Below are 25736 nucleotides of genomic sequence, written 5' to 3'. Positions count from 1 at the left end.
GGAGGCGGGATGCGCGTGTGGTGGATCGCGTTCGCGCTCGGCGTCGTCGTGCTGCAGCGGCAGGCGGCGTTACCGGGCGCGATCGCATGGACAGCCGGTGCGGCCGCGCTTGCCGGTTGCGCGGCGCTGGGAGTGTGGTGCGTGCGCTGCCGGCGCACGCGCACGGCCGTCGCGCTCGGATGGATGCTGTGCGCGCTCGCGGCCTGCGTGGCGGGGTTCGGTTATGCGGCGGCGCGGGCCGAATGGCGGCTGCGCGACAGCTTGCCCGTCGATTGGGAAGGGCGCGACATCGTCGTCGCCGGCGTGATCCGGGGGCTGCCCGTCGTCGACGACATGGGCGCGCGGCTGCTGCTCGCAGTCGAGTCGAACGATGCGGGGCTGGCCCGTTTTCCGCCATTGATCCGGCTGTCGTGGCGCGCGTATGGCGCAGCCGCGACGCGCGATCCGCTTCCCGAGCTGCGTGCCGCGCAGCGCTGGCGCTTCGTCGTGCGCCTGAAGCGCCCGCACGCCGAGGCCAATGCCGGCGTGCGCGACAGCGAGGCGGCGTGGCTTGCCGCAGGCATTCGCGCGATCGGTTACGTCAGCGCGCCGCGGCGTTCGGTATTGCTCGATGCGCACGCATTGGGTTGGCGTGCATCGATCGACCGCCTGCGCGACGTGCTGCGGGCACGCATCGGCGAGACGCTCGGCGTCGACGCCGGTCATCGCGGCATCGTCGCCGCGCTCGCGATCGGCGACCAGTCCGGCATCGGCGACGACGACTGGCGCGTGCTGCGCAACACGGGTACGAGCCATCTGGTCGCGATCTCCGGCCTGCACGTCGGGCTTGTCGGCGCGATCGCGGGCGGGCTCGTGTCGATGGTCTGGCGCCGCCTGCGCTGGCGTGCGCGGGCCGCGACGCTCGTGTTGCCGGCGCCGTATGCGGCATCGCTTGCCGCGCTGGCGGCCGCGGCCGGCTATGCGGCGCTCGCCGGTTTCAACGTGCCGGCGCAGCGTGCGTGGTGGATGATCGCGGCCGGCGGCATCGCGTATCTGGCCGGGCGCAGCGTGCCGACGTCGGCGGTGCTGTGCGCGGCGCTCGGCAGCGTGCTGCTCGCCGATCCGTGGGCCGTGCTGTCTGCCGGGTTCTGGCTGTCGTTCGGGGCGGTCGCCGTCATTCTGCTGACCGTTGCGGGTTGGCGCGCGGCGCGTGAGGTCGACGAGCAAGGCGAGGAGGGCAGCGACACGGCCGGCCTGTCGAGCCGGTTGCGCGCGTGGGGTGCGCGCGCCGCGCGCCGTATCGCCGAGGCCACGCGCGTGCAGTATGCGGTGACGATCGGTCTCGCACCGCTGACGGCGGCGTGGTTCGCGCAGATTTCGCTGTCGGGCCCATTCGGTAATGCGTTCGCGATTCCCTGGGTGAGCACGGTCGTGACGCCGATCGTGCTGGCCGGCATCGCGTTGCCCGCGCCGCTCGATGCGTATGCGTTCCGGCTTGCGCATGCGGCGCTCGAACCGATGATGACGCTGCTCGGGCACCTCGCCGACTGGCCGGCCGGCGTGTTCTGGCTGCGCATGCCCGACTGGCCCGTGCTGGCGCTTGCGTGCGTGGGTGTCGCATGGGCGCTGATGCCGCGCGGCTGGCCGTTGCGCTGGGCGGCGCCGCTCACGTGGCTGCCGCTCGTCGCGCCGGCACCCGATGCGCCGCCGCCGGGCGGCTTCCGGCTGACCGTGCTCGACGTCGGGCAGGGCGCGTCGGTGCTGGTGGAGACTGCGCGCCGAACCTTGCTGTTCGATGCCGGGCCGGGCGCGGAGTCGACGCATGCCGGTGCGCGGATCGTCGCGCCGGCGCTGCGCTCGCGCGGCATCGCGGTGATCGATTCGCTCGTGCTCAGTCACGCGGACGCCGATCACGCGGGCGGCGCGCCGGCCGTCTATGCGGCAGCCGACGTGCGCCAGCTGCTGGCCGGCATTCCGTCGAAGAACCGGCTATGGCGCGACGCGACGGCCGCCGGCGTCGCCGACCGGCTGCCGTGCGCGGCCGGGCAGCGCTGGACCTGGGACGGCGTCGTCTTCACGATGCTCTGGCCATCGGGCGGCCCGGACACGGGCGCGTCGAACGGGCAATCGTGCGTGCTGCGTATCGACGCGGGCAGCACGTCCGCGCTGCTGACGGGCGACATCGAAGCACGCGCCGAACGCCAGCTCGTGGACGCCGCGCGCGACGCGCTGGCCGCACAGATCCTGGTCGTTCCGCACCACGGCAGCCGCACGTCGTCGGTCGAGCCTTTCCTCGATTCGGTCGGGCCGCGCGTCGCGGTATTTCCTGTAGGCTATCGCAATCGGTTCGGACATCCGCACCGGACCGTCCTCGCGCGCTACGAGGCACGCGGGATTCCGCTGCTGCGCACCGATCGCGACGGTGCCGTGCGGTTCGACGTCGCACCGGCCGACGGCGGGTTTGCATTCGAGCGCTATCGCGATGTACGGCGACGGTACTGGATGGACCGTTGAGCGGGGCGACGGCCGGTTCATAAAGAATGCATAGGCTCGCGCAAAGTGCGGAAGCACGGGCCCGATAGAACGCGAAGCACGGGACGGGAGTAAGTGCTGAAGCACATACTCCCGTCGACAAAGGAGACATCGGCGTTTGAAGGACATCCTCCACTTCTCGCATGCGAACGGCTTTCCGGCGTCGACGTACCGGACGATCTTCGCCGAACTGGCCGACGACTACGAGCTGCGCTACATCGAGCGGATCGGCCACGACCGCCGCTACCCGGTGACGCGCGACTGGCCGCATCTCGTCGAGCAACTGCTCGACGACATCGGCAGCCGCTACGAGCGTCCGGTCTGGCTCGTCGGCCATTCGCTCGGCGGCTACCTGTCGCTGATGGCCGCGCTGAAGAAGCCGCAATGGGTGCGCGGCGTCGTGATGATCGATTCGCCGATCATCGCGGGCTGGCGTGCGGGCGCGTTGCGCGCGAGCCAGTGGGCGGGGCTCGACGAGCGGCTGTCGCCGGCCGCCGCGACCCGCAACCGGCGCACGCACTGGGTGAGCCGCGACGAAGTCTGGCGGCATTTCCGCGAGAAGCCCGCGTTCGCGCGCTGGGACGAACGGATGCTGGCCGACTACATCGACTACGGCATTCCGCAGGCCGGTGCCGACGGCGAGCGTGCGCTCGCGTTCGACCGGCAGGTCGAATACCTGATCTACCGGACGCTGCCGCACACGCTCGGCCCGCGGCTCGCGCACGGCGCGCCGGTGCCGATCGGTTTTCTCGCCGGCACGCGTTCGCGCGAGGTGCGGCAGGTCGGGCTCGACGCGACGCGCCGGGCGGCGCGCGGCCGCGTCGAATGGCTCGAGGGCAGCCACCTGTTCCCGATGGAGCGGCCGCTCGAGACCGCCCGTGCATTGCAGCGGATGCTGAATTCGCTGAAGGCGGAAGAGGGCGGTGTGTCGCAGGGCGGCGCGCCGCTCGCGAAGCGCGCCTGACGCTCCGTCCGGCGGTCCGGTACGCGCCGCGGCGGGTGCGGCCGCGCCGACCGGCCGGCCGGTTCGCCCCCGGCGCACGGTTGGCGCGGGTCCGCCCGAAAGGGCGCGATCATCGCGTCAGTTGCTGAGAAAAGGGCGGGCTTTACGGTATAATCCGTTTTTCCCGCGAGCATCCAGCGATGACCAAATATGTTTTCGTCACCGGCGGCGTAGTTTCTTCCCTTGGCAAGGGTATTGCCGCCGCTTCCCTCGCCGCGATCCTCGAATCGCGCGGTCTGAAAGTCACCCTCCTCAAACTCGATCCCTACATCAACGTCGACCCCGGCACGATGAGCCCGTTCCAGCACGGCGAAGTGTTTGTGACGGAAGACGGAGCGGAGACGGACCTCGACCTCGGCCACTATGAGCGCTTCATCAGCACGAAGATGCGCAAGGCCAACAACTTCACGACCGGCCAGATCTACGAATCGGTGATCCGCAAGGAACGCCGCGGCGACTATCTCGGCAAGACCGTGCAGGTCATTCCGCACATCACGAACGAAATCCAGGCGTTCATCGAGCGCGGGGCGGCATCGGCCACCTGCGGCGAGCCGGATGTCGCGATCGTCGAGATCGGCGGCACGGTCGGCGACATCGAGTCGCTGCCGTTCCTTGAAGCCGCGCGCCAGATGAGCCTGCGCCTCGGCCGCAACAGCGCGTGCTTCGTGCACCTGACGCTGGTGCCGTACGTCGCGACGGCCGGCGAGCTGAAGACGAAGCCGACCCAGCACAGCGTGCAGAAGCTGCGCGAGATCGGCATCCTGCCGCACGTGCTGCTGTGCCGCGCGGATCGCCGCATCCCCGACGACGAGTCGAAGAAGATCTCGATGTTCTCGAACGTGCCGGAAGACGCCGTGATCTCGGTGTGGGACGCCGACAGCATCTACAAGATTCCGCAGATGCTGCACGACCAGGGCCTCGACAAGATCATCTGCGACGAGCTGAAGCTGACGCCGCACGATGCCGACCTGAGCATGTGGTCGGAGCTCGTCGAGAAGCTGGAGAACCCGAAGCACGAAGTGACGATCGGCATGGTCGGCAAGTACGTCGACCTGACCGAATCGTACAAGTCGCTGATCGAGGCGCTGCGTCACGCGTCGCTGCACACGTCGACCAAGGTCAACATCGAGTACATCGACTCGGAAGAGATCGAGACGAACGGCGTCGACAGCCTGAAGCACCTCGACGCGGTGCTGGTCCCGGGCGGTTTCGGCCGTCGCGGCACCGAAGGCAAGATCGCGGCGATCCGCTATGCGCGCGAGGCGAAGGTGCCTTATCTCGGCATCTGCCTCGGCATGCAGCTCGCGGTGATCGAGTTCGCGCGCGACGTCGTCGGCCTGAAGCAGGCGAACAGCACGGAATTCGATCCGGACACGCCGGAACGCGTGGTCGCGCTGATCACCGAGTGGTACGACCGCGACGGCAAGGTCGAGACGCGCACCGAGGAATCCGATCTCGGCGGCACGATGCGCCTCGGCTCGCAGCGCTGCCCGATCAAGCCCGGCACGATGGCGGAAGAAATCTACGGCAAGGACGTGAACGAGCGTCATCGCCACCGTTATGAAGTCAATAACCGCTTCGTGCCCCAGCTCGAAAGCGGCGGCCTTATCATCAGCGCGCGTACCCCGAGCGAGGATCTGCCGGAAATGATGGAGCTGCCGCGCTCGATGCACCCGTGGTTCGTCGGCGTCCAGTTCCACCCGGAATTCACGTCCACGCCGCGTGACGGTCATCCCCTCTTCAAGTCGTTCGTCGAAGCCGCGCTCGCCAACAAGCAAGCGCGCGGAGTGAAAGCATGAAGCTGTGCGATTTCGAGGTCGGTCTCGACAAGCCTTTCTTCCTGATCGCGGGTACCTGCGTCGTCGAATCGGAGCAAATGACGATCGACACGGCGGGCCGCCTGAAGGAGATCTGCGCGAAGCTGAACGTTCCGTTCATCTACAAGTCGTCCTACGACAAGGCGAACCGCAGCTCGGGCAAGTCGTTTCGCGGCCTCGGAATGGACGAGGGCCTGCGGATCCTGTCCGAGGTGAAGCGCCAGCTCGGCCTGCCGGTACTGACCGACGTACATTCGATCGACGAGATCGAGCAGGTCGCGTCGGTCGTCGACGTGCTGCAGACGCCCGCATTCCTGTGCCGCCAGACCGATTTCATCCATGCGTGCGCGCGCTCGGGCAAGCCCGTCAACATCAAGAAGGGCCAGTTCCTCGCGCCGCACGACATGAAGAACGTGATCGACAAGGCGCGCGACGCGGCACGTGAAGCGGGGCTGTCGGAAGATCGCTTCATGGCGTGCGAGCGCGGCGTCTCGTTCGGCTACAACAACCTCGTGTCGGACATGCGTTCGCTCGCGATCATGCGCGAAACGAACGCGCCCGTCGTATTCGACGCGACCCACTCGGTGCAATTGCCGGGCGGGCAGGGCACGAGCTCGGGCGGCCAGCGCGAATTCGTGCCGGTGCTCGCGCGTGCGGCGGTCGCGACGGGCGTCGCGGGCCTCTTCATGGAAACGCACCCGAATCCGGCCGAGGCGAAGTCGGACGGCCCGAACGCGGTGCCGCTGAACCGGATGGGCGCGCTGCTGGAGACGCTCGTCACGCTCGACCAGGCGGTGAAGCGCAACCCGTTCCTGGAAAACGATTTCAATTAAAGATCGAATGAACCTTGCGACGGCTTCGCGCGTCAGTAGCGAAAGCGGTTCCGGCACGCACGCCGTCGCAGTTTGAAGAATCCATCGTCATTCTCAGAGGAAACCCATGAGTGCAATCGTAGATATCATCGGCCGCGAGATTCTGGATTCGCGCGGCAACCCCACCGTCGAATGCGACGTGCTGCTCGAATCGGGCACGATGGGCCGCGCGGCGGTGCCGTCGGGCGCGTCCACGGGCTCGCGTGAAGCGATCGAACTGCGCGACGGCGAAGCCGGCCGCTACAACGGCAAGGGCGTGCTGAAGGCAGTCGAGCACATCAACACCGAAATCTCCGAAGCCATCATGGGCCTCGACGCGTCGGAACAGGCGTTCCTCGACAAGACGCTGCTCGAGCTGGACGGCACCGACAACAAGTCGCGCCTCGGCGCGAACGCGATGCTGGCCGTGTCGATGGCCGTCGCGAAGGCTGCCGCCGAAGAGGCAGGCCTGCCGCTGTACCGCTATTTCGGCGGTTCGGGCGCGATGCAGCTGCCAGTGCCGATGATGAACATCGTCAACGGCGGCGCGCACGCGAACAACAGCCTCGACATCCAGGAATTCATGATCGTCCCGGTCAGCCAGCCGACGTTCCGTGAAGCCCTGCGTTGCGGCGCGGAAGTGTTCCACGCGCTGAAGAAGATCCTGAGCGACCGCGGCATGAGCACGGCAGTCGGCGACGAAGGCGGCTTCGCGCCGAACTTCGGCAGTAACGACGAGTGCCTGTCGACGATCCTGCAGGCGATCGAGAAGGCCGGCTATCGCGCGGGCGAGGACGTGCTGCTCGCGCTCGACTGCGCGGCATCCGAGTTCTACCACGACGGCAAGTACCAGCTCGCGGGCGAAGGCCTGCAACTGTCGTCGGCCGAATTCACCGACTACCTCGCGACGCTCGCCGACAAGTTCCCGATCGTGTCGATCGAGGACGGCATGCACGAAAGCGACTGGGAAGGCTGGAAGCTGCTGACCGATCGCCTCGGCAAGAAGGTGCAGCTCGTCGGCGACGACCTGTTCGTCACGAACACGCGCATCCTGAAGGAAGGCATCGAGAAGGGCATTGCGAACTCGATTCTCATCAAGATCAACCAGATTGGTACGCTGACCGAAACGTTCGCGGCGATCGAAATGGCGAAGCGCGCGGGCTACACGGCCGTGATCTCGCACCGCTCGGGCGAAACGGAAGATTCGACGATCGCGGACATCGCGGTCGGCCTGAACGCCGGTCAGATCAAGACGGGTTCGCTGTCGCGCAGCGACCGCATCTCGAAGTACAACCAGCTGCTGCGCATCGAGGAAGATCTCGGCGACATCGCGAGCTACCCGGGTAAATCGGCTTTCTATAACCTGCGCTAACGCGCTAATATCGGGTTCGTCATATCGACGCCGCTCTGTGCATGTGCGCGGAGCGGCGCTTCTTATATCTGCGTCTCTTACATGCGGCTTGTCACTGTCGTCCTGATTGCCTTGCTGGCGCTCATTCAGTACCCCCTATGGTGGGGACACGGCGGCTGGCTGCGGGTGCATGAATTGCGTCAGCAGCTCGGCGACCAGCTCCAGAAGAATGCAGACGAGAAGCTGCGCAACGAGCGGACCGCAGGCGAAGTGCAGGATCTGCAGGGCGGTACCGCGGCCATCGAGGAGCGCGCGCGCTACGAGATGGGCATGGTGAAGGACGGCGAAGTATTCGTGCAGTTCGTGTCGCCGAATGCACCGGCGGTGCCGCTGAACAACACGCCTTCGAATACGTCGACGCGCGGTGCCGTGTCGGCGGCGCCGGTGCGTGTCGTGCCGAATCCGCAGTCGATCGTGAAGCCGTCGCGGCATCATGGCGGCGACAAGGGCAAGGCCGCGCATCACTGAGCGCGGCAGCTCGAACCCATTGAAAAAGCGCGGGAAATGCCGCGCTTTTTTATTTCCTGCCAGTGTTCAATTGGCCGGGCGATCGCTTACCACCACCAGCCCGGGTAGCCGTAGCCGATGCCCGTTCCCCAGCGATTTCCCCATCCGCCGTAATACCCGCCATAGACGGTCACGGGCGGCGGCGAGTAATAGGCCCATGCGCGCGCGGCTGCCTCGGCCGCCATCGCGCTGTTCTGTTCGCGCAGCACCTGCCGGTCGATCTCGTCGTAGCGCTTGCGTTCGGCGCTCGACAGCGCGGGCGGCTGGCCGCCCGACGCGCCCGGTTCGGGCAGGCGGCTCAGGATCGTGGAGGACGGCGGCGGCATCGCGCAGCCGGCAAGCGCGAGCGTGCCGGCTGCAACGCTCGTCAGGACGATGGTGCGAAACGGGCGATTCATGTGTTTCTCCTGCAGCGCGCCGACGGCGGGAAGCGGCTTGCGCCGAAGGTCGAGCCTTCGGCGTCGTGCGTGCGGCGCTTGGGCGTCATTATGCGCCCGTGCCCGGACGGCGGGCATCGGGCGCGCCGCTCAGTGACGCTGGCCGGTCGCCGGCGCGATGCCGGTCTCGACGCCGGGCGCCGCGAACAACTGCGCGACGTCGACGGGATCGAATTCGTAGCGCTGGTTGCAGAACTCGCAGTGGATCTCGACGTGGCCGCGCTCGACGATCACGCTGTCGACTTCGTCGCGGCCGAGCATGCGCAGCATCGCGCCGACCTTCTCGCGCGAGCAGGAGCACTGGAAGCGCGTGCCCGCCGGTTCGAAGTGCTGCACGTTCTCCTGCCAGAACAGCCGGCGGAACACGACTTCCGGTTCGACCTCGAGCAGCTCCTTCGCGGACAGCGTGCCGCCGAGCGTGCAGACGCGCTCCCACGTGTCGATATCGGTTTCGGCGTTGCGCGGCACGATGCCGCCGTCGCCCGGCAGCTTCTGCAGCAGCATGCCGACCGCACGGTCGCGATCGGCCGCGAGCCACAGCCGCGTGTCGAGCTGCTCGGAGTGGTGCATGTAATGCTCGAGCACCTGCGATACCGATTCAAGCGGGCCGTCGACGCCGTTCAGCGGCACGATGCCCTGGTACGGCTGCTGGCCCGGCAGCTTGTCGGCCGGGTCGAGCGTGATCACGCAGCGGCCGTGGCCGCTCGCGTTGACGAGCGACGCGAAACTCGTGTCGTCGCCGATCGTTTGCGCCGCGTCGCCGGAGAACTTCGCGGTGGCCCGCATCGACAGATCCGAGCTGCACTGGACGACCAGCATCTGGACCGGCCCGTCGCCGAAGATCTGCATGATCAGGGTGCCGTGAAATTTCAGGTTCGCGGACAGCAGCGCGCACGCGGCCATCATCTCGCCTAGCACCGTGCGCACGGGGGCAGGGTAGTCGCGGCGGGTGAGCACTTCCTGCCACGTATTGCGCAGCGAAACGATCTCGCCGCGCACGGGCGCCGCATTGAACATGAATTTCTGTAACTGGTCGCTCACTCTTCTTCCTTGAAATCCGTGCGAATCACCCGATCCGCACGAGTTGCTCCTTGAAATGCGCACGCCGCTCGACGTATGTCTTCGCGTTCGCGCGCAGCCGCGCGATGTCTTCCGCCGACAGCTCGCGCACGACTTTCGCCGGTGCGCCGAGAATCAGCGAATTGTCCGGGAACGTCTTGCCTTCCGTCACGACCGCGCCGGCACCAACCAGACAATTGCGGCCGATGACCGCTCCATTCAAGACCACCGCCTGAATACCGATCAGCGAACCTTCGCCGATCGTGCAGCCGTGCAGCATCGCCTGGTGCCCGATCGTCACGTTTTCGGCAATCGTCAGCGGAAAACCGGGGTCCGTGTGCAGTACCGCACCTTCCTGGACGTTGCTGCCGGCGCCGACGGCAATCGTCTCGTTGTCGCCGCGAATCGTCGCGCCGAACCAGACGCTCGCGTTTTCCTCGAGCACGACCTTGCCGATGATGGCCGCCGTATCGGCGACGAATACGCTTTCGTGGATCGTCGGGGCCGTATCGCCCAGCTTGTAGATCGTCACGGAGTCTCCTTGTCTCTTCGGTGATGGGCGCCGGTAGAATGGCGCGTCTGGTTTGCCCCGCGCATGGCGCCGCGGAACGATCGCATATTGTAAACCGTCGCGTGCGTGCGCTCCCGCGATACGCATGCAGGGTGTCCCCGTTTATGAGCATGGAGTCTTCTTCTTTCGGTCATGCGTCGGCCTGCGTGCGCCACGCCGCGCTCGACGCGCTGCGCGCATCCGAACCCGCGGCCAAGGCCGCGCAGGTGCGTTCGCTGTACGACGCGCTGCTGGCCGGGCAGGCCGCGATCGCGCCGTCGCTCGAACTGCGCGAACCGGCCGGCCTGCCCGGGCGCCCGGTGCGTCCGGCGCTGGTCGAGCCGCGCCAGCTCGGGCGGCGCAGCATGCGTTCGCCCGAAGGGCGCGCGGTGCTGCTGCACGCGCTCGCCCATATCGAATTCAATGCGATCAATTTGGCGCTCGACGCGGTCTGGCGGTTCGCGGGCCTGCCGGATGCGTTTTATGCGGACTGGCTGAAGGTCGCGGCCGAGGAGGCCTATCACTTCACGCTGCTGTCCGACCGGCTGGCGGCATTCGGGCATGCGTACGGCGATTTTCCCGCGCACAACGGGCTGTGGGAGATGTGCGAGCGGACCAAGGGCGATGTGCTGGCGCGCATGGCGCTCGTGCCGCGCACGCTCGAGGCCCGCGGGCTCGATGCTTCGCCGCCGATCCGTGCGCGGCTCGTACAGGCGGGCGACGATGCGTCGGCCGCGATCCTCGATGTGATCCTGCGCGACGAGGTCGGTCATGTCGCGATCGGCAACCGCTGGTTCCGGTATCTGTGCGACGAAACCGGCCGCGATCCGGTGCCGGCCTACCGCCAGCTCGCCGAGCAATACCATGCGCCGCGGCTGCGCGGCCCGTTCAACTTCGATGCGCGTCGCGATGCCGGATTCGAGCAGGCCGAACTCGACGAACTGGCCGCGCAGGACGCAGCGGACGGAAACGCCGCGCGTTAGCCGGATCGCGTCCGGCTGCGTGCTGTCTGCCGCCAGGCCGGCCCGCGCCCGGCTGGTGGCGGTTCCCGGTAGACCCTTGAATGACCCGGCCGCTAGAGCTTGACCTCGAATGCCGACCGCCGGAACGGAGGCGCCGCCGCTATAATCGAACGATCATTCTTTTTTTTGGCGGCTGCAATGAGTGCGTCGAGTTCTGTTTCCGATTTCGTCACGGTGCGCGGCGTGACGCTGCATGTGCGGCGCTGGGGCCGGCCCGATGCGCCGACGCTGTTCATGCTGCACGGCTGGATGGACGTTGCGGCGTCGTTCCAGTTCGTCGTCGATGCGCTCGCGGGCGACTGGCAGGTGATCGCGCCCGATGCGCGCGGCTTCGGGCTGTCCGACTGGCCGGTCGCGCGGCAGGGCGGCGGCCACTACTGGTTCCACGAATACCTGGGCGACCTCGATGCGCTTGTCGATCACTATGCGCCGACCGGCGAAGTCAATCTGGTCGGGCACAGTATGGGCGCGAACGTCGTGTGCCTGTATGCGGGCGCGCGGCCGGCCCGCGTGCGGCGCGTGGTCGACCTCGAGGGTTTCGGGCTCGCGCCCGCGCGGGCCGAGCAGGCGCCGCGCCGGCTGCGCGGCTGGCTGGACGAACTGCGTGAGCCGCCCGCGCTGCGCCCTTACGCGTCCCTCGACGACGTGGCGGCGCGCCTGACCAGGACCAATCCGCGGCTCGACCCGCGCCGCGCCGCCTTCCTCGCCGCGCACTGGTCGAAGCGCGGCGACGACGGTCTCTATCACCTGCTGGCCGACCCCGCGCACAAGATGCCGGGGCCGCTGCTGTACCGGCTCGACGAGGTGATGGCCACCTGGGCGCAGGTGCGCGCGAAGGTGCTGCACGTCGAGGCCGTCAATTCGCCGACGCTCGCGCACCTCGCCGGCGACATCCCGCTGCCGGAATTCAAGGCGCGTTTCAACGCGTTCCCCGACTGGCGCGAGAAGCTCGTCGAGGATGCCGGCCACATGGTGCATCACGACCAGCCCGAGCAGATTGCGGCGCTGATCGAGGCGTTCTGCGCGTAGGTCTGCGACGGCGGCGGCGGGGCAGGCTGGCGGTGCAATTGCCGCATTGCAGTAGAATGAAGCCTTACCTGCCATGCCGACAATGAACGCTGATCTCCACTGCCATTCGAATGTTTCCGACGGGTTGCTGTCGCCTGCCGACGTCGCGCGCCGCGCCCATGCCGGCGGCGTGACCCTGTGGGCGCTGACCGACCACGACGAGATCGGCGGCCAGGCTGAGGCGCGCAGCGAGGCGGAAGCGCTCGGCATGCGTTACCTGAGCGGCGTCGAGATTTCGGTCACGTGGGCATCGCGCACCGTGCATATAGTCGGCCTGAACATCGATCCCGCGAACCCGACGCTCGTCGACGGCCTGTACCGCACGCGTCACGGCCGCGCGGCACGCGCGCGGGCGATCGGCGCGCAACTCGCGACGCTCGGCATCCCCGACGCGTACGAAGGCGCGCTGAAGTACGTATCGAATCCCGACCTGATCTCGCGCACACACTTCGCGCGCTTTCTCGTCGAGCACGGCCACGCCGAATCGACGTCCGACGTGTTCGACCGCCTGCTCGGCGACGGCAAGCCCGGGTTCGTCCCGCATCGCTGGGCCGCGCTGTCCGATGCGGTCGGGTGGATCCGCGCGGCGGGCGGCGAAGCCGTGGTCGCGCATCCGGGCCGTTACCGCTATACGCCCGTCGAATTCGACGCGTTCTTCGGCGAGTTCATCGAGCTGGGCGGCCGCGCGATCGAGGTCGTCACGGGCAGCCACACGCCCGACCAATACCGCGAGTACGCGGACGTTGCCCGCCGCTTCGGTTTCGAAGTGTCGCGCGGCTCGGATTTCCATGCGCCGGGCGAAGGCCGCGTCGAGCTCGGCGGCTTGCCGCCGCTGCCGTCCGATCTGACACCGGTCTGGGAGCGCTGGCTCTGATGCTGGGCGGCCGCCCGCCGCCCGAGTTGCAGCCGACGCGCGCATCCGACTTCTCCCTCTTTACCTGCTTCCATGTCCCAGTTCTTCAGGATTCATCCGGATAATCCGCAGCCGCGCCTGATCAAGCAGGCCGTCGAGATCGTCAGCAAGGGCGGCGTGATCGCGATGCCGACCGATTCGAGCTATGCGCTCGCGTGCCATCTCGACGACAAGGATGCGGTCGAGCGGGTGCGCCGGATTCGCGGCCTCGACGAGAAGCAGCACCTGTCGCTGCTCGTGCGCGACCTGTCGGAGCTCGCCAACTTCGCGATGGTCGACAACCGCCAGTACCGGCAGATCAAGTCGGTGACGCCGGGCCCATACGTATTCATCCTGCAGGCGACGAAGGAAGTGCCGCGCCGGCTGTCGCATCCGTCGCGCAAGACGATCGGGCTGCGTGTGCCCGATCACGCGATCACGCTCGCGCTGCTGGAATCGCTCGGCCAGCCGCTGCTCGGCACGACGCTGATCCTGCCGCCGGACGACGAGCCGCTCAACGATCCCGAGGACATCCGTGCGCGGCTCGAGAAACAGGTCGATCTCGTGATCGACGGCGGCGCGTGCCCGCGCGAGCCGTCGACGGTGATCGACCTGACCGGCGACGCGCCGGAACTCGTGCGCGCGGGGCGCGGCGCGCTCGAACCGTTCGGACTCTCGGCCGCGTAAGCGCGCGACGTTCCAATTTTTGCGCGAGTGCGCTTGTTACAATAACGCGATATGGATGCTTCCCTGATACAGACCATCGCCGTCTACGCGCTGCCCGTGATCTTCGCGATCACGTTGCATGAGGCCGCGCACGGCTACGCCGCCCGCCTGCTCGGCGACAACACCGCCTACGTGATGGGGCGCGTCTCGTTCAATCCGATGCGCCACATCGATCCGATCGGCACGATCGCGATCCCGCTCGCGATGTATTTCCTGACGGGCGGCGCGTTCCTGTTCGGCTATGCGAAGCCGGTGCCGGTTTCGTTCGGCAACCTTCGCGATCCGCGCTGGGGCAGCCTGTGGGTAGCGCTCGCGGGCCCGGCCTGCAACTTCGTGCAGGCGCTGATCTGGGGTCTGCTGACCCTCGTGCTGCCCGCGGTCGGCATCGACGAGCCGTTCTTCACGCGGATGGCGTTTGCCGGCGTCAGCGCGAACCTCGTGCTCGGCGTGCTGAACCTGTTTCCGCTTCCGCCGCTCGACGGCGGCCGCATCCTGGCGGCGCTGCTGCCGCCGAAGCAATCGATCGCGCTGTCGCGCATCGAGCCGTACGGTTTCATCATCGTCCTCGTGCTGGTCGCGACGGGCGTGCTGACGAACTTCTGGCTGCGCCCGCTCGTCAATGTCGGCTATGCCGTGCTGAGCGCCGTCCTGTCTCCATTCGCCTCGCTTCTCTAACGACAATCATGTTCCCAGAACGTATTTTCTCCGGCATGCGACCCACCGGGTCGCTGCACCTCGGTCATTACCACGGCGTGCTGAAAAACTGGGTGAAACTGCAGTCCGAGTACCCGTGCTTCTTCTGCGTCGTCGATTGGCATGCGCTGACGACGCACTACGAGACTCCCGAGGTCATCGAGAAGAACGTCTGGGACGTGCTGATCGACTGGCTCGCGTCCGGCATCGATCCGGCGCAGGCGACGCTGTTCATCCAGAGCAAGGTGCCCGAGCACGCGGAGCTCGCACTGTTGCTCGGCATGAGCACGCCGCTCGGCTGGCTCGAACGCGTGCCGACCTACAAGGAGCAGATGGAGAAGCTGAAGGACAAGGACCTGTCGACCTACGGCTTCCTCGGCTATCCGGTGCTGATGGCGGCCGACATCCTGCTGTATCGCGGCTCGCTCGTGCCGGTCGGCGAGGATCAGGTGCCGCACGTCGAGATGACGCGCGAGATCGCGCGCCGCTTCAACTACCTGTACGGTCGTGAGCCCGGTTTCGAGGAGAAGGCGCTCGAGGCCGCGAAGAAGCTCGGCGGCAAGCGCGCGAAGCTCTATCACGAGCTGCGCAACGCGTATCAGCAGGAAGGCGACGACGAGGCGCTCGAACAGGCGCGCGCGATGCTGCAGGAATCGCAGAGCCTGTCGATGAGCGACCGCGAGCGCCTGTTCGGCTATCTCGAAGGCGCGCGCAAGATCATCCTCGTCGAGCCGCAGGCGCTCCTGACCGAAGCGTCCCGGATGCCGGGCCTCGACGGGCAGAAGATGTCCAAGTCGTACGGCAACACGATCGGCCTGCGTGAAGACGCCGAGACGATCACGAAGAAGGTCCGCACGATGCCGACCGATCCGGCGCGCGTGCGCCGCACCGATCCGGGCGATCCCGACAAGTGCCCGGTGTGGCAGCTGCACCAGGTCTATACGGACGAAGCGACGCACGAGTGGGTGCAGAAGGGCTGCCGCTCTGCGGGCATCGGCTGCCTCGACTGCAAGCAGCCGGTCGTCGAAGGCATCCTGCGCGAGCAGCAGCCGATGCTCGAGCGCGCGCAGAAGTACATGGACGATCCGTCGCTGCTGCGCGCGATCGTCGCGGACGGGTGCGACAAGGCGCGCAAGTACGCGACGGAAACGATGCGCGACGTGCGCGACGCGATGGGCCTGTCGTACAACTGATCCGGTCCGCGCGCATGAACGAATCCGTCATCGCCGCCGCGGGCGGCCACGTCGCACAGGCCGAGCCGTCGCGCTGGGTCGCCCGGTGGGCGCCGCTCGTTCCGACGGGCGGCGCGGTGCTCGACGTCGCCGCGGGCGGCGGCCGCCATGCGCGCTGGTTCGCGTCGCACGGGCATCCGGTCGTCGCGCTCGACCGCGACCCGGCCGCGCTGGCCGCGTTGCGCACGATCGCGGGCGTCGATGCGCGCGACGCCGATCTCGAAGGCGCGCCGTGGCCGTTGCCGGCCGGTGAGCGGTTTTTCGCCGTGATCGTTACCCATTATCTGCACCGTCCGCTCTGGCCCCATCTGCTCGATGCAGTTGCGCCGGGCGGCGTGCTCATCTACGAAACTTTCGCGCAAGGAAACGAAACGGTCGGCAAACCGTCCAACCCCGCGTTCCTGCTCGCCCCGGGCGAGCTGCTGGACGCCGTGCACGGCCGCCTGCGGGTGGTCGCGTACGAGGACGGTTTCGTCGCCGCGCCGCGCGAGGCGTTCGTCCAGCGTCTCTGCGCAGTGCGCGAGGGCGCGACCCCGAAGGCGGGGGCGGGAATTCCACGTTACGAACTGCCCGGCTAATCCGCTACAATCTCAACGTTTACCGGTACACAATCAATCGCGTTTCATGGCTAACGGCACCCAAGACGGCATTCAAATCCGCGGCAGCATCCCCGCGATCGTCACCCCGATGCTCGAAGACGGCAGTCTCGACCTGCCGGCGTTTCGCAAACTGATCGACTGGCACATCGCGGAAGGCACCGATGCGCTCGTCGTCGTCGGTACGAGCGGCGAGTCGGCAACGCTCAACGTCGAAGAGCACATCCTGATGATCCGCACGGCGGTCGAGCATGCGGCGAAACGCATCCCGATCATCGCGGGCGCGGGCGGCAACTCGACCGCCGAGGCGATCGAGCTGACGAAGCACGCGAAATCGGTCGGCGCGGACGCGACGCTGCAGGTCGTGCCGTACTACAACAAGCCGACGCAGGAAGGCATGTACCGTCACTTCAGGACGATCGCCGAAGCGGTCGACCTGCCGGTGATCCTGTACAACGTGCCGGGCCGCACGGTCGCCGATATGGCGAACGAGACGATGCTGCGTCTCGCGCAGGTGCCGGGCATCATCGGCGTGAAGGAAGCGACCGGCAACATCGATCGCGCCGCGCACCTGATCAAGGCCGCGCCGAAGCATTTCGCGATCTACAGCGGCGACGATCCGACCGCGATCGCGCTGATGCTGCTCGGCGGCCACGGCAACATCTCGGTGACGGCGAACGTCGCGCCGCGCGCGATGAGCGAGCTGTGCCGCGCGGCGCTGGCCGGCGACGTGCAGACGGCCCGCGAACTGCACATGAAGCTGCTGTCGCTGCACAAGAACCTGTTCATCGAGGCGAACCCGATTCCGGTGAAGTGGGCACTGCAGGCGATGGGCAAGATGCAGGGCGGCATCCGACTGCCGCTCACGGCGCTCGACGAGCGCTACCACGATGCCGTGCGTTCGGCCCTCGTCGAGGCCGGCGTCCTCGCCTGATGCCGAGGCGGCCGCGTCCTGCGGCCGCCGGCTCGACCCCTGATCAACCCGCACCGGCCGGCTCCGTCCGGCGCCGCTCCTGACGAGCGTTCAAGCAAGACGAAGGATTTCATGAAACGTTTCGCCTTTTCCTCTCGCGCCATCCAGATGTCGATGGTGGCGCTGGCGCTGGGCGCGCTCGCTGGCTGCGATACGCTGAACGACTACCTGGCCCCCGACCGGGTCAACTACAAGAACACCGGTTCGGCGCCGCCGCTCGCGGTGCCGAGCGACCTGAAGCCGGTGCCGACGACCCAGCAGTTCGTCGCGCCGCCGACCAACGCGGGGCTCGGCACGCTGCCGCCGCGGGCCACGACGCAGGCCGGCAACGCGACCGACGGCATCCCGAGCGCGCAGGATCCGCTCGGCATGCACATCGAGCGCGACGGCGATCGCCGCTGGCTCGTCGTCGATGGCCGGACGCCCGAGCAGCTGTGGCCGATCCTGAAGGATTTCTGGCAGGAGAACGGCTTCTCGCTGAAGACCGACGCGCCGTCGACGGGCATCATGGCCACCGACTGGGCCGAGAACCGCGCGAACATTCCCGACGACTGGTTCCGCCGCACGATCGGCAAGGTCATCGATTTCGCGTACTCGTCCGGCACGCGCGACCGTTTCCGTACGCTCGTGAACCGCACGTCGGACGGCAATACCGACATCTCGATCACGCACAGCGCGATGGAAGAAATGATGGTCGGCCCGCAGGGCGGCACGTCGTCGCGCTGGGAAGAGCGTCCGCGCAACCCGGTGCTCGAAGCCGTGTTCCTGTCGAAGCTGATGCAGAAGTTCGGCCTGACCGACGCGCAGGCGAAGCAACTGCTGACCGATGCGCGTCCCGCGACGGCGCCGGCGCAGGTCAGCGACACGAGCAGCGGCGCAGCGACGCTGCAGCTGGCCGAGTCGTTCGACCGGGCGTGGCTGCGCGTGGGCCTCGCGCTCGACCGTACCAACTTCACGGTCGACAATCGCGACCGCGAGAAGGGCGTGTACACCGTGCGCTATGCGAATTCGATGGAAGAGCTCAAGCGCGACGGCCTGTTCGGCAAGCTGTTCTACGGCGGTCCGGCGGCGGCGAAGCCGGGCAGGGAATTCCTGGTCAACGTGCGTGCGCAAGGCAGCGGCGGCACGCAGGTCGCGGTGGTCGGCGCAAACGGCCAGATCGACAACTCGTCGGACGCGCAGCGGATCATTTCGCTGCTGCACGCGCAGCTGAACTGAGCGCGTGCGATTCGCCAGCCTCGGAAGCGGCAGCGAAGGCAACGCGCTGGTCGTCGAGGCCTCGAGCGGTACGACGACCACCCGCGTGCTGCTCGACTGCGGCTTTTCTGCCAAGGAGGTCGAGCGCCGGCTCGGCCGACTGAATCTCGGCATCGATGATCTCGATGCGATCCTCGTCACCCATGAACACAGCGACCACGTCGGCAGCGCGCTGACGCTCGCCCGGCGCGCGTCGCTACCGCTCTACATGAGCTGGGGCACCGCGCGCGCGGTAGGCGCGGATGAAGCCGATGTCGATCTCCACGTGCTGTGGGGCGACGAGACGGCCGCGATACGCGATCTGGCCGTCATGCCCTATACGGTTCCTCACGATGCGCGCGAACCGCTCCAGTTCGTCTTTATGGACGGCTGCAGCCGGCTCGGCGTACTGACGGACGTCGGGATGGCCACGCCGCACATCACGGCCGTCCTGAGCGGCTGTGACGCGCTGGTGCTCGAATCCAACCATGACCCCGCGATGCTGGCCGCGAGCCGCTATCCGCAGTCGCTGAAGGCGCGGATCGGCGGCAACCACGGCCACCTGAGCAACGACGCGGCGGCGGACATCCTCGCGTCGCTCGAGCGCAGCCGCCTCAAGCACCTGGTCGCTGCGCACCTGAGCCAGCAGAACAACCTGCCGGAACTGGCGCGCCAGGCGTTTGCCGGCGTGCTGGGGACGAGCGGGGAGGAGGTGGTCGTGGCCACGCAGGACGCGGGATTCGACTGGCTGATGCTCGGATGAGCGGGGCGCGGCCGCTGCGGCGGGCCGGTGCGGCGGCCGGGCGATCGATCCGGAACCCGCAGACGTAAAAAAACCGGCCCGAGGGCCGGTTTTTTCAGCTGACGCCGAGGCTTACTGGCTTGCGCCCGAAGCCGGAGCAGCCGTCGCTGCCGAAGCAGCCGACGCCACTGCAGCAGCAGCGTCGCTCGCAGCAGCCGTTGCCGACGAAGCAGCGGCCGAAGCGTCGCTCGCAGCACCAGCAACTGCCGAAGCAGCCGACGAAGCAGCAGCAGCTGCGTCGCTTGCAGCCGACGAAGCAGCTTGATCAGCGCTCTTGTTGCAAGCAGCCAGTGCAACAGCAGCCAACAGGGAAGCTACGAGGAGGGATTTCTTCATGATCACGTCCTTTTATGGTTAAAGGTAAGCAACAGCGCGAAACAATACCGGTAATGTGCTCCAACACCGACCTGGGCCGCTGGTGGAGACGCACTTCTAGAGCGTGAATCTTCCCTACGGCTTGGGCGGAAATTATATGCACTTTCCTATCGACCGTCGACAAATGCGGGGTCAATACGTTGTCTTTCCCATACAGAATTTGATCTGTACGGGCATACGGGGCGACTCACACTAATTCCGGTTTCCGACCCGTATCCAGCCCGCACGATACCACTCGTGCAACAAGGCTGTCATCGAGGGAGCCCGGGATAGTGTTACAAACCGTTTCGCCTCCATCTGGCGTTGATTGGCCAGTTCGGGCAGCCATTCACCGGCCTGCTCGAGCGGTCCTTCCTCGCCATTGATGAAGTACGAGCGCGCGTTATACATCAATGCGGCCCTTCTGTCGAGACACACGCCGCGGCGTGACGCTTGCGCGACGAACGCGGCCTCGGTCAGCGGGCGTGCGGGCGGGTCGAATACGACGTTCGGCTTGGGCTCGCTCAGGTAGCAGCCGAGGAATTCGGCGACGTCGCGCTTGCGCCAGCGAATTGCGTCGACGATCTCGGCGACGCGTTCGACCATCGCCGGAGGCAGTTGCGCGGGCATGTCGACGGCCGGCTGCTTCGGATCGCGGTAGAGGTCGTCGCCGTTCCCGTCGCGCAGGCCGCCGCGCTCAGCGAGATAGTACAGGAACTGGGCGCCCAGTTCGCCCGCGGACGGGGCCCGGAAGCCGATCGAGCAGGTCATGCATTCGCCTTCGGCGACGCCGTCGTGCGCGATGTGCGGCGGCAGGTACAGCATGTCGCCGGGCTCCAGCACCCATTCGTCGCTCGGCTCGAAGTTTTCGAGGATCTTCAGCGGTACGTCCGGCTGCAGCGACAGGTCTTTCTGCGCACCGACGCGCCAGCGGCGCCGGCCTTCGACCTGCAGCAGGAATACGTCATACGAATCGAAGTGCGGGCCGACGCCGCCGCCGTCGGTGGCATACGAGATCATCAGGTCGTCCAGCCGCGCGTCCGGGATGAAGCGGAAGCGGTCGAGCAACGCGCGTGCCGCGTCGACATGCAGGTCGAGCCCCTGCACGAGCAGGGTCCAGGACTTGCGCGTGAGGGCCGGCAGCGAGCCGGGCTCGAACGGGCCGTGCGCCAGTTGCCACTTGTTACGAAAATGGGTGATCAGTCGCGACTCCGCGTCATAGTCGGATGCGAGCTCGAACAGCGCATCGCGCGTGACCGGCGACGCAACGCCGGGGATCGCCTGGCGGATCAGGAGCGGCTTCTTTTGCCAGTAGCCGCGCATGAATTGCGCCGGCGTGAGACCGCCGAGCAGCGGTGTGGGAAGATCGGAAGGCGGCGCGCCGAGCGGGGCGGCAGCGGCATCCCGCGGTTCGGCTTGAGACCGGTTGCGCATCGTATAATGAGACTTGTATTTGGGAGAATTGGATGAAAATCGCAAAAAACACCGTCGTGTCGGTCACTTACAAGCTGTCGGATGCACAGGGCAATCTGATCGAGGAAAGCGACGAGCCGATGGTCTATCTGCACGGCGGCTATGATGGCACGTTCCCCAAGATCGAGGAACAGCTCGACGGGCACGAGCCGGGTTACCAGGCGCAGATTCAGCTCGAGCCGCAGGACGCGTTCGGCGACTACGATCCCGAACTCGTGAAGATCGAGCCGCGCGATCGTTTCCCCGAGCCGCTCGAAGTGGGCATGCAGTTCGAAGGCACGCCGGAAGACGGCGACGAGGACGTCGATTCGCTGATCTATACGGTCACCGACGTCGCCGAAGACAAGGTCGTGCTCGACGGCAATCACCCGCTGGCAGGCATGGCGCTGCGTTTCGCACTCACGGTGAAGGACGTTCGCGAAGCAACCGAAGACGAAATCGAGCATGAGCACGCGCATGGCGCGGAAGGGCTCGAGATCGTCGACGAGGACGAAGACGAAGACGGCGAATCGCCGTCAGGGCGCACCCTGCACTGAGCTCGCAGGCAGGCCGGGTGCCGGCCCCGATGCAGGGGGCGGTGCCGGCCACGACGCGCCGCCGGGTGCGGCGCCGTCACCCTGCAGCGGCGGCGCGACCGCCGACGAGTCGGGCAGCACCGGCAACGCGGGGATTTCCGGCATCTGCGGCAGCGGAACATCGTCGTGCGGCATGGGCGGCAGCGCGGGCGGCACAGGCAGGTTCTTCGGTACCTCCTGCAGGCTCACGCTGAAGATCGTCTGCCGTGCCGGCGACACGCTCACCTTTACCCACTGATTCGCCGGATGGCGCGGTCCGATCGCGACGCGCGTCACGTTTCCCACCAGGTCGCCGTCGTCGGTCCGCAGCGGTCGATCGATCAGAAAGCCGTTCGCGAGCGGTTCGCCGCTCGCGTGCATCACCAGTATCGGGCCGCGGAACGTCGCCGCCGCCTTCACCAGCGTTCGTTTCAACTCGCGGAAGCCGTCGCGCACGCGCGGCCGGTTGAAACGCAGCCACGCGAACCGCTCCGAGCGTTCATAGCGTTCGAATTGCGGATCGCCTTCGAAAATCACCACCATCGCACGCGCTTCGCGCCGCTTCGCGTATTCGGCTGCGTGATCGATCCAGAATCCGTTCGCGATGACACGGTCCTCGAATTCGCCGTTGCGGCCGCCGGCCGTCAGGAAGTGGTTGTTCGGCGCCGGTGCGTTGAGTGCGACATAGACGATGTCGTCGCGCATCCAGCGTGCGTTTTCGCGATACGGCCGGAACCGGGCGATCTCGCTTTCCCGCGTGATTTGCAGCGCGCCTGGGTCGGGCAGCGCCGAATCGGCGAGCAGCGTCTGCCGCAGGAAGTCGAGCCGTTCGACCGGATCGTAGTTGCCGCCGGCCACGGTGTTGCACGTTACCCAGTCGTCGTGGCCGGGGATGAATACGAGCGGCACGCGTGCGGCGTCCAGGATCGCGCCGCGCTGCGAATACAGCGCATCGCGGCACGCTTCCTTCGAGCCCTTGAGATCGCCCGCATAGACGACGAAAGCGAGGTTGCGCTCGCGCGCGATCGAATCGAGCAGCCGCTGGGTCGCCGGTTCGTCAGCCGGTACGTTGATGACGCCCGACACGACCGCCAACGAGTAGGGCGCGGTGGCACGCTTCGGTGGCGCTGCCAGCGCGCCTGCCTGCGCGAGCGCCAGCACCGCCGCGGCGAGCGTGGCGGCGGCCCGGGCCGGCAGGCGCCGCGGGATGCGCTTACGCGTGCCCGTCGGCATCGTGCGACCGGACCAGCGTGCGCAGCTCGTACAGCAGGTCGAGCGCTTCGCGCGGCTTGAGATCGTCAGGGTCGATGTCGCGCAGCTTCTCGAGCGCCGGATGCGGCGTGTCGGGCAGCGCTGGCGCATCCGCGCATTCGAAATCGTCGGCGACCACCGGCTGCGCGCTGAACAGGTCGAGTTGTGGCGTGTGCTGTGCCGCCGACTGCTGTTCGAGATAGGCGAGGTGCTTGCGCGCGGCGCGGATCACGGGCGCCGGGACGCCCGCGAGCTGCGCGACCTGCAGGCCGTAACTCTGGTTCGCCGGGCCTTCGTTGACGGCGTGCAGGAACACGATGCCATGGCCGTGCTCGACGGCCGACAGGTGCACGTTGGCTGCTTGCGGGAATTTGGCCGGCAGTTGCGTCAGCTCGAAGTAGTGCGTCGCGAACAGCGTGTAGCAGGCGTTGTGCGCAAGCAGGTGGCGCGCGATGGCCCACGCGAGTGCGAGGCCGTCGAACGTCGACGTGCCGCGGCCGATCTCGTCCATCAGCACGAGGCTTTGCGGGGTCGCGTCGTTGAGGATCGCCGCGGCCTCGGTCATCTCGACCATGAACGTCGAACGGCCGCCCGCGAGATCGTCGGCCGCGCCGATGCGCGTGAAGATCCGGTCGATCGGACCGAAGCATGCGGACTTCGCCGGCACGTAGCTGCCGACGTAAGCCATCAGCGCGATCAGTGCGGTCTGCCGCATGAACGTCGACTTACCGCCCATGTTCGGACCGGTGATCAGCAGCAGCTTGCGCTCGGTGCCGAACCGGCAGTCGTTCGCGATGAACTGCTCGACCTGTGCTTCGACGACCGGGTGGCGGCCCTGTTCGATTTCGATGCCGATCTCGTCGGTGAAGGTCGGCGCGACCCAGTCGAGCGCGCGTGCGCGTTCGGCGAATGCGGCGAGCAGGTCGAGCTCGGCGAGTGCCGACGCGACGCGCTGGCATTCGGGGATGAACGGCAGCAGCGCCTGCAGCACCGCGTCGTACAGCGCGCGCTCGCGCGCCAGCGCGCGTTCCTGCGCGGACAGTGCCTTGTCCTCGAAGGTCTTCAGTTCGGGCGTGATGTAGCGCTCGGCGTTCTTCAGCGTCTGGCGGCGGCGGTAATCGTCGGGCACCTTGTCGGTCTGGCCGCGCGTGACCTCGATGTAGAAGCCGTGCACCTTGTTGTATTCGACGCGCAGGTTCGCGATGCCGGTGCGCGTGCGTTCGCGCGCTTCGAGATCGATCAGGAACTGCCCGCAGTTCTCCGAGATGTCGCGCAGCTCGTCGAGCTCGGCGTCGTAGCCGCGCGCGATCACGCCGCCGTCGCGCACCATGGCGGCCGGCTCGGGCGCAATCGCGCTCGTCAGCAGGTCGAGGCATTCGGCGGGCGGCGCGAGCGCCGCGTCGACACGGATGAGCGCGTCCGCATTCGCGACGATCGCGCTGATGCGCTCGCGCAGCGCCGGCAGCGCGGCGAACGTATCACGCAGGCTCGACAGGTCGCGCGGGCGCGCGGACAGCAGCGCGAGGCGCCCGGTGATCCGTTCGACGTCCGCGATCTGGCGCAGCGCGCTGCGCAGCGCATCGAGGCTGGCGTTTGCCGGTGCCTCGAGCAGCGCGCCGATCGCCTGCTGGCGCGACTGCGCGGCGACCGACGCGCGCGGCGGGTGATGCAGCCAGTGACGCAGCAGGCGGCTGCCCATCGTCGTGCAGCAGGTGTCGAGCAGCGAATACAGCGTCGGCGACTCGGTGCCGCGCAGCGTCTCGGTCAATTCGAGGTTGCGGCGCGTGGCCGGATCGAGCCCGATGTATTCGGTTTCGTTCTCGACCTTCAGGCTGCGCACGTGCCGCAGTTGCTGGCCTTGCGTGGCCGCTGCATAGAGCAGCAGCGCGCCCGCGGCGCCGCAGGCGCTCGTCAGTGAGTGCGCACCGAAACCGTCGAGGCTCGCGACATCGAGTTGGTCGCACAGGCGCTGCGTGCCCGACGCGATGTCGAAGTGCCACGCCGGCACGCGCTTGGTTGCGCCCGTGCCTGCCGGCACGGCGTCGGTCGCGCCGTCCGCCGTCAGGATTTCGGCCGGCCGGATGCGCTCGAGCGCGGCGCCGAGCTGCTCGGGTTCGATTTCGGCGAGCCGCAGCGCACCGCTTGCGAGGTTCAGCCACGCGAGGCCGATGTTGACCGCGACCCCGCGCTTGTTGTGGCCCGTGCACATCGCGAGCAGGTAGACGTCGTTCTTGTCGGACAGCAGTGCGGCATCGGTCAGCGTGCCGGGCGTGACGACGCGCACGACCTTGCGCTCGACAGGGCCTTTCGACGTGGCCGGATCGCCGATCTGCTCGCAGATCGCGACCGATTCGCCCATCTTCACGAGCTTCGCAAGATACTGCTCGACCGCGTGATGCGGCACGCCGGCCATCTTGATCGGCGTGCCGGCCGACGCGCCGCGCTGCGTGAGGGTCAGGTCGAGCAGGCGCGCGGCCTTTTCGGCATCTTCGAAAAACAGCTCGTAGAAGTCGCCCATCCGGTAGAACACGAGCGTGTCGGGATGGTCGGCCTTGATGCGCAGGTACTGCTGCATCATCGGGGTGACGGTTGCAGGTGCGGCCGTGGGTGGCATGCTCATGTGATCGGGAAAAGTTGCTTTGGTTGCCCAAGTTTACCAGCGGCCCGAACCGGACACCTCGAAGTTCGCCATTCGGCCAGTTGTCGCCGATAACCTTT

The 25736-nt window shown here is 67.3% G+C and carries 24 protein-coding genes; 17 read left to right on the top strand and 7 right to left on the bottom strand.

Annotated elements, in window-relative coordinates; all coding sequences use genetic code 11:
• The first annotated feature begins 9 nt into the window (after window positions 1–9).
• From ACNQQL_RS23905 to ftsB, 6 genes are all read left to right on the top strand, one after another.
• A complete protein-coding gene (locus ACNQQL_RS23905; protein ID WP_347066148.1) occupies window positions 10–2493 on the top strand; it encodes a DNA internalization-related competence protein ComEC/Rec2 in 2484 nt (827 codons plus the stop codon).
• A gap of 136 nt (window positions 2494–2629) precedes the next feature.
• A complete protein-coding gene (locus tag ACNQQL_RS23900; protein WP_072437005.1) occupies window positions 2630–3475 on the top strand; it encodes an alpha/beta fold hydrolase in 846 nt (281 codons plus the stop codon).
• A gap of 179 nt (window positions 3476–3654) precedes the next feature.
• Window positions 3655–5313 carry a CTP synthase gene (locus ACNQQL_RS23895; protein ID WP_034183570.1) on the top strand — a complete coding sequence of 553 codons (1659 nt, stop codon included), beginning with the start codon at window positions 3655–3657 and terminating at the stop codon, window positions 5311–5313.
• Window positions 5310–6164, top strand: a complete 855-nt coding sequence (kdsA, locus tag ACNQQL_RS23890) for a 3-deoxy-8-phosphooctulonate synthase (RefSeq protein ID WP_175961238.1) — start codon at window positions 5310–5312, stop codon at window positions 6162–6164. The genes ACNQQL_RS23895 and kdsA overlap by 4 nt, the downstream gene beginning before the upstream one ends.
• 106 nt (window positions 6165–6270) lie before the next feature.
• Window positions 6271–7554, top strand: coding sequence for a phosphopyruvate hydratase (gene eno, locus ACNQQL_RS23885; RefSeq protein WP_011352544.1), 1284 nt, complete (start codon window positions 6271–6273; stop codon window positions 7552–7554).
• A gap of 81 nt (window positions 7555–7635) precedes the next feature.
• Complete coding sequence (gene ftsB / locus ACNQQL_RS23880; protein ID WP_347066145.1) at window positions 7636–8061, top strand: cell division protein FtsB; 426 nt, start codon at window positions 7636–7638, stop codon at window positions 8059–8061.
• 86 nt (window positions 8062–8147) lie between these two features.
• Here ftsB and ACNQQL_RS23875 read toward each other — a convergent pair whose 3' ends face one another.
• The 3 genes from ACNQQL_RS23875 to ACNQQL_RS23865 form a co-directional block, all read right to left on the bottom strand.
• Window positions 8148–8498 carry a hypothetical protein gene (locus tag ACNQQL_RS23875; protein WP_217589373.1) on the bottom strand — a complete coding sequence of 117 codons (351 nt, stop codon included), beginning with the start codon at window positions 8496–8498 and terminating at the stop codon, window positions 8148–8150.
• Window positions 8499–8627: 129 nt separating this feature from the next.
• Window positions 8628–9578 carry an Hsp33 family molecular chaperone HslO gene (hslO, locus tag ACNQQL_RS23870; protein ID WP_347066143.1) on the bottom strand — a complete coding sequence of 317 codons (951 nt, stop codon included), beginning with the start codon at window positions 9576–9578 and terminating at the stop codon, window positions 8628–8630.
• A 25-nt stretch (window positions 9579–9603) separates the two neighbouring features.
• Window positions 9604–10128: a gamma carbonic anhydrase family protein gene (locus ACNQQL_RS23865; RefSeq protein ID WP_034183575.1), complete on the bottom strand. Its 525-nt coding sequence runs from the start codon at window positions 10126–10128 to the stop codon at window positions 9604–9606.
• A gap of 143 nt (window positions 10129–10271) precedes the next feature.
• Between ACNQQL_RS23865 and ACNQQL_RS23860 the strand changes: the two genes are divergently transcribed.
• From ACNQQL_RS23860 to ACNQQL_RS23815, 10 genes are all read left to right on the top strand, one after another.
• The gene (locus ACNQQL_RS23860) at window positions 10272–11129 is read left to right on the top strand and encodes a ferritin-like domain-containing protein (protein ID WP_347066196.1); all 858 of its coding nucleotides are present in this window, start codon (window positions 10272–10274) and stop codon (window positions 11127–11129) included.
• Window positions 11130–11306: 177 nt separating this feature from the next.
• Window positions 11307–12197 carry an alpha/beta fold hydrolase gene (locus ACNQQL_RS23855; protein ID WP_347066142.1) on the top strand — a complete coding sequence of 297 codons (891 nt, stop codon included), beginning with the start codon at window positions 11307–11309 and terminating at the stop codon, window positions 12195–12197.
• An 82-nt stretch (window positions 12198–12279) separates the two neighbouring features.
• On the top strand, window positions 12280–13110 hold the full coding sequence (locus tag ACNQQL_RS23850; RefSeq protein ID WP_347066141.1) for a 3',5'-nucleoside bisphosphate phosphatase: 831 nt from the start codon (window positions 12280–12282) through the stop codon (window positions 13108–13110).
• A 72-nt stretch (window positions 13111–13182) separates the two neighbouring features.
• Entirely contained in the window at window positions 13183–13815 is a 633-nt protein-coding gene (locus tag ACNQQL_RS23845; protein WP_034183578.1) for an L-threonylcarbamoyladenylate synthase, read from the top strand.
• Between the two features lie 51 nt (window positions 13816–13866).
• On the top strand, window positions 13867–14529 hold the full coding sequence (locus ACNQQL_RS23840; RefSeq protein WP_347066140.1) for a site-2 protease family protein: 663 nt from the start codon (window positions 13867–13869) through the stop codon (window positions 14527–14529).
• Between the two features lie 8 nt (window positions 14530–14537).
• A complete protein-coding gene (locus ACNQQL_RS23835; RefSeq protein WP_006487046.1) occupies window positions 14538–15740 on the top strand; it encodes a tryptophan--tRNA ligase in 1203 nt (400 codons plus the stop codon).
• Window positions 15741–15754: 14 nt separating this feature from the next.
• Window positions 15755–16357, top strand: a complete 603-nt coding sequence (locus ACNQQL_RS23830; protein ID WP_347066137.1) for a class I SAM-dependent methyltransferase — start codon at window positions 15755–15757, stop codon at window positions 16355–16357.
• Window positions 16358–16403: 46 nt separating this feature from the next.
• Window positions 16404–17309 (top strand): 4-hydroxy-tetrahydrodipicolinate synthase, encoded by a 906-nt coding sequence (dapA, locus tag ACNQQL_RS23825; protein WP_072437013.1) that lies wholly within the window; start codon window positions 16404–16406, stop codon window positions 17307–17309.
• A gap of 111 nt (window positions 17310–17420) precedes the next feature.
• The gene (bamC, locus tag ACNQQL_RS23820) at window positions 17421–18566 is read left to right on the top strand and encodes an outer membrane protein assembly factor BamC (protein WP_072437014.1); all 1146 of its coding nucleotides are present in this window, start codon (window positions 17421–17423) and stop codon (window positions 18564–18566) included.
• Window positions 18567–18570: 4 nt separating this feature from the next.
• A complete protein-coding gene (locus ACNQQL_RS23815) occupies window positions 18571–19347 on the top strand; it encodes an MBL fold metallo-hydrolase (protein ID WP_347066134.1) in 777 nt (258 codons plus the stop codon).
• A 304-nt stretch (window positions 19348–19651) separates the two neighbouring features.
• On the opposite strand, the gene ACNQQL_RS23810 is transcribed toward ACNQQL_RS23815, so the two are convergent.
• Window positions 19652–19897: a hypothetical protein gene (locus ACNQQL_RS23810; RefSeq protein WP_011657350.1), complete on the bottom strand. Its 246-nt coding sequence runs from the start codon at window positions 19895–19897 to the stop codon at window positions 19652–19654.
• A 56-nt stretch (window positions 19898–19953) separates the two neighbouring features.
• A complete protein-coding gene (locus tag ACNQQL_RS23805) occupies window positions 19954–21174 on the bottom strand; it encodes a cupin domain-containing protein (protein WP_347066132.1) in 1221 nt (406 codons plus the stop codon).
• Window positions 21175–21206: 32 nt separating this feature from the next.
• Between ACNQQL_RS23805 and ACNQQL_RS23800 the strand changes: the two genes are divergently transcribed.
• Window positions 21207–21749 carry an FKBP-type peptidyl-prolyl cis-trans isomerase gene (locus ACNQQL_RS23800; protein WP_034183585.1) on the top strand — a complete coding sequence of 181 codons (543 nt, stop codon included), beginning with the start codon at window positions 21207–21209 and terminating at the stop codon, window positions 21747–21749.
• Here the strand turns inward: ACNQQL_RS23800 and ACNQQL_RS23795 are convergent.
• Window positions 21729–23000, bottom strand: coding sequence for a hypothetical protein (locus ACNQQL_RS23795; protein WP_347066130.1), 1272 nt, complete (start codon window positions 22998–23000; stop codon window positions 21729–21731). The two genes, ACNQQL_RS23800 and ACNQQL_RS23795, sit on opposite strands and share 21 nt — an antisense overlap.
• On the bottom strand, window positions 22981–25638 hold the full coding sequence (mutS, locus tag ACNQQL_RS23790; protein WP_347066128.1) for a DNA mismatch repair protein MutS: 2658 nt from the start codon (window positions 25636–25638) through the stop codon (window positions 22981–22983). The genes ACNQQL_RS23795 and mutS overlap by 20 nt, the downstream gene beginning before the upstream one ends.
• Between the last annotated feature and the right edge of the window lie 98 nt (window positions 25639–25736).

Source organism: Burkholderia sp. LFS061, assembly GCF_047978125.1.
Lineage (GTDB): Bacteria > Pseudomonadota > Gammaproteobacteria > Burkholderiales > Burkholderiaceae > Burkholderia > Burkholderia pyrrocinia_C.
Note: the sequence above shows the minus strand (reverse complement) of the source record. Positions and strands in the feature narration are given on the sequence as shown.

Bases quoted from the DNA above. Each gene is read 5' to 3' on its own strand.
- ACNQQL_RS23905 (WP_347066148.1), top strand. From the start codon at position 10: ATGCGCGTGTGGTGGATCGCGTTCGCGCTCGGCGTCGTCGTGCTGCAG.
- ACNQQL_RS23895 (WP_034183570.1), top strand. From the start codon at position 3,655: ATGACCAAATATGTTTTCGTCACCGGCGGCGTAGTTTCTTCCCTTGGC.
- kdsA (WP_175961238.1), top strand. From the start codon at position 5,310: ATGAAGCTGTGCGATTTCGAGGTCGGTCTCGACAAGCCTTTCTTCCTG.
- eno (WP_011352544.1), top strand. From the start codon at position 6,271: ATGAGTGCAATCGTAGATATCATCGGCCGCGAGATTCTGGATTCGCGC.
- ftsB (WP_347066145.1), top strand. From the start codon at position 7,636: ATGCGGCTTGTCACTGTCGTCCTGATTGCCTTGCTGGCGCTCATTCAG.
- ACNQQL_RS23875 (WP_217589373.1), bottom strand. From the start codon at position 8,498: ATGAATCGCCCGTTTCGCACCATCGTCCTGACGAGCGTTGCAGCCGGC.
- ACNQQL_RS23860 (WP_347066196.1), top strand. From the start codon at position 10,272: ATGAGCATGGAGTCTTCTTCTTTCGGTCATGCGTCGGCCTGCGTGCGC.
- ACNQQL_RS23855 (WP_347066142.1), top strand. From the start codon at position 11,307: ATGAGTGCGTCGAGTTCTGTTTCCGATTTCGTCACGGTGCGCGGCGTG.
- ACNQQL_RS23850 (WP_347066141.1), top strand. From the start codon at position 12,280: ATGAACGCTGATCTCCACTGCCATTCGAATGTTTCCGACGGGTTGCTG.
- ACNQQL_RS23845 (WP_034183578.1), top strand. From the start codon at position 13,183: ATGTCCCAGTTCTTCAGGATTCATCCGGATAATCCGCAGCCGCGCCTG.
- ACNQQL_RS23840 (WP_347066140.1), top strand. From the start codon at position 13,867: ATGGATGCTTCCCTGATACAGACCATCGCCGTCTACGCGCTGCCCGTG.
- ACNQQL_RS23835 (WP_006487046.1), top strand. From the start codon at position 14,538: ATGTTCCCAGAACGTATTTTCTCCGGCATGCGACCCACCGGGTCGCTG.
- ACNQQL_RS23830 (WP_347066137.1), top strand. From the start codon at position 15,755: ATGAACGAATCCGTCATCGCCGCCGCGGGCGGCCACGTCGCACAGGCC.
- dapA (WP_072437013.1), top strand. From the start codon at position 16,404: ATGGCTAACGGCACCCAAGACGGCATTCAAATCCGCGGCAGCATCCCC.
- bamC (WP_072437014.1), top strand. From the start codon at position 17,421: ATGAAACGTTTCGCCTTTTCCTCTCGCGCCATCCAGATGTCGATGGTG.
- ACNQQL_RS23805 (WP_347066132.1), bottom strand. From the start codon at position 21,174: ATGCGCAACCGGTCTCAAGCCGAACCGCGGGATGCCGCTGCCGCCCCG.
- ACNQQL_RS23800 (WP_034183585.1), top strand. From the start codon at position 21,207: ATGAAAATCGCAAAAAACACCGTCGTGTCGGTCACTTACAAGCTGTCG.
- ACNQQL_RS23795 (WP_347066130.1), bottom strand. From the start codon at position 23,000: ATGCCGACGGGCACGCGTAAGCGCATCCCGCGGCGCCTGCCGGCCCGG.
- mutS (WP_347066128.1), bottom strand. From the start codon at position 25,638: ATGAGCATGCCACCCACGGCCGCACCTGCAACCGTCACCCCGATGATG.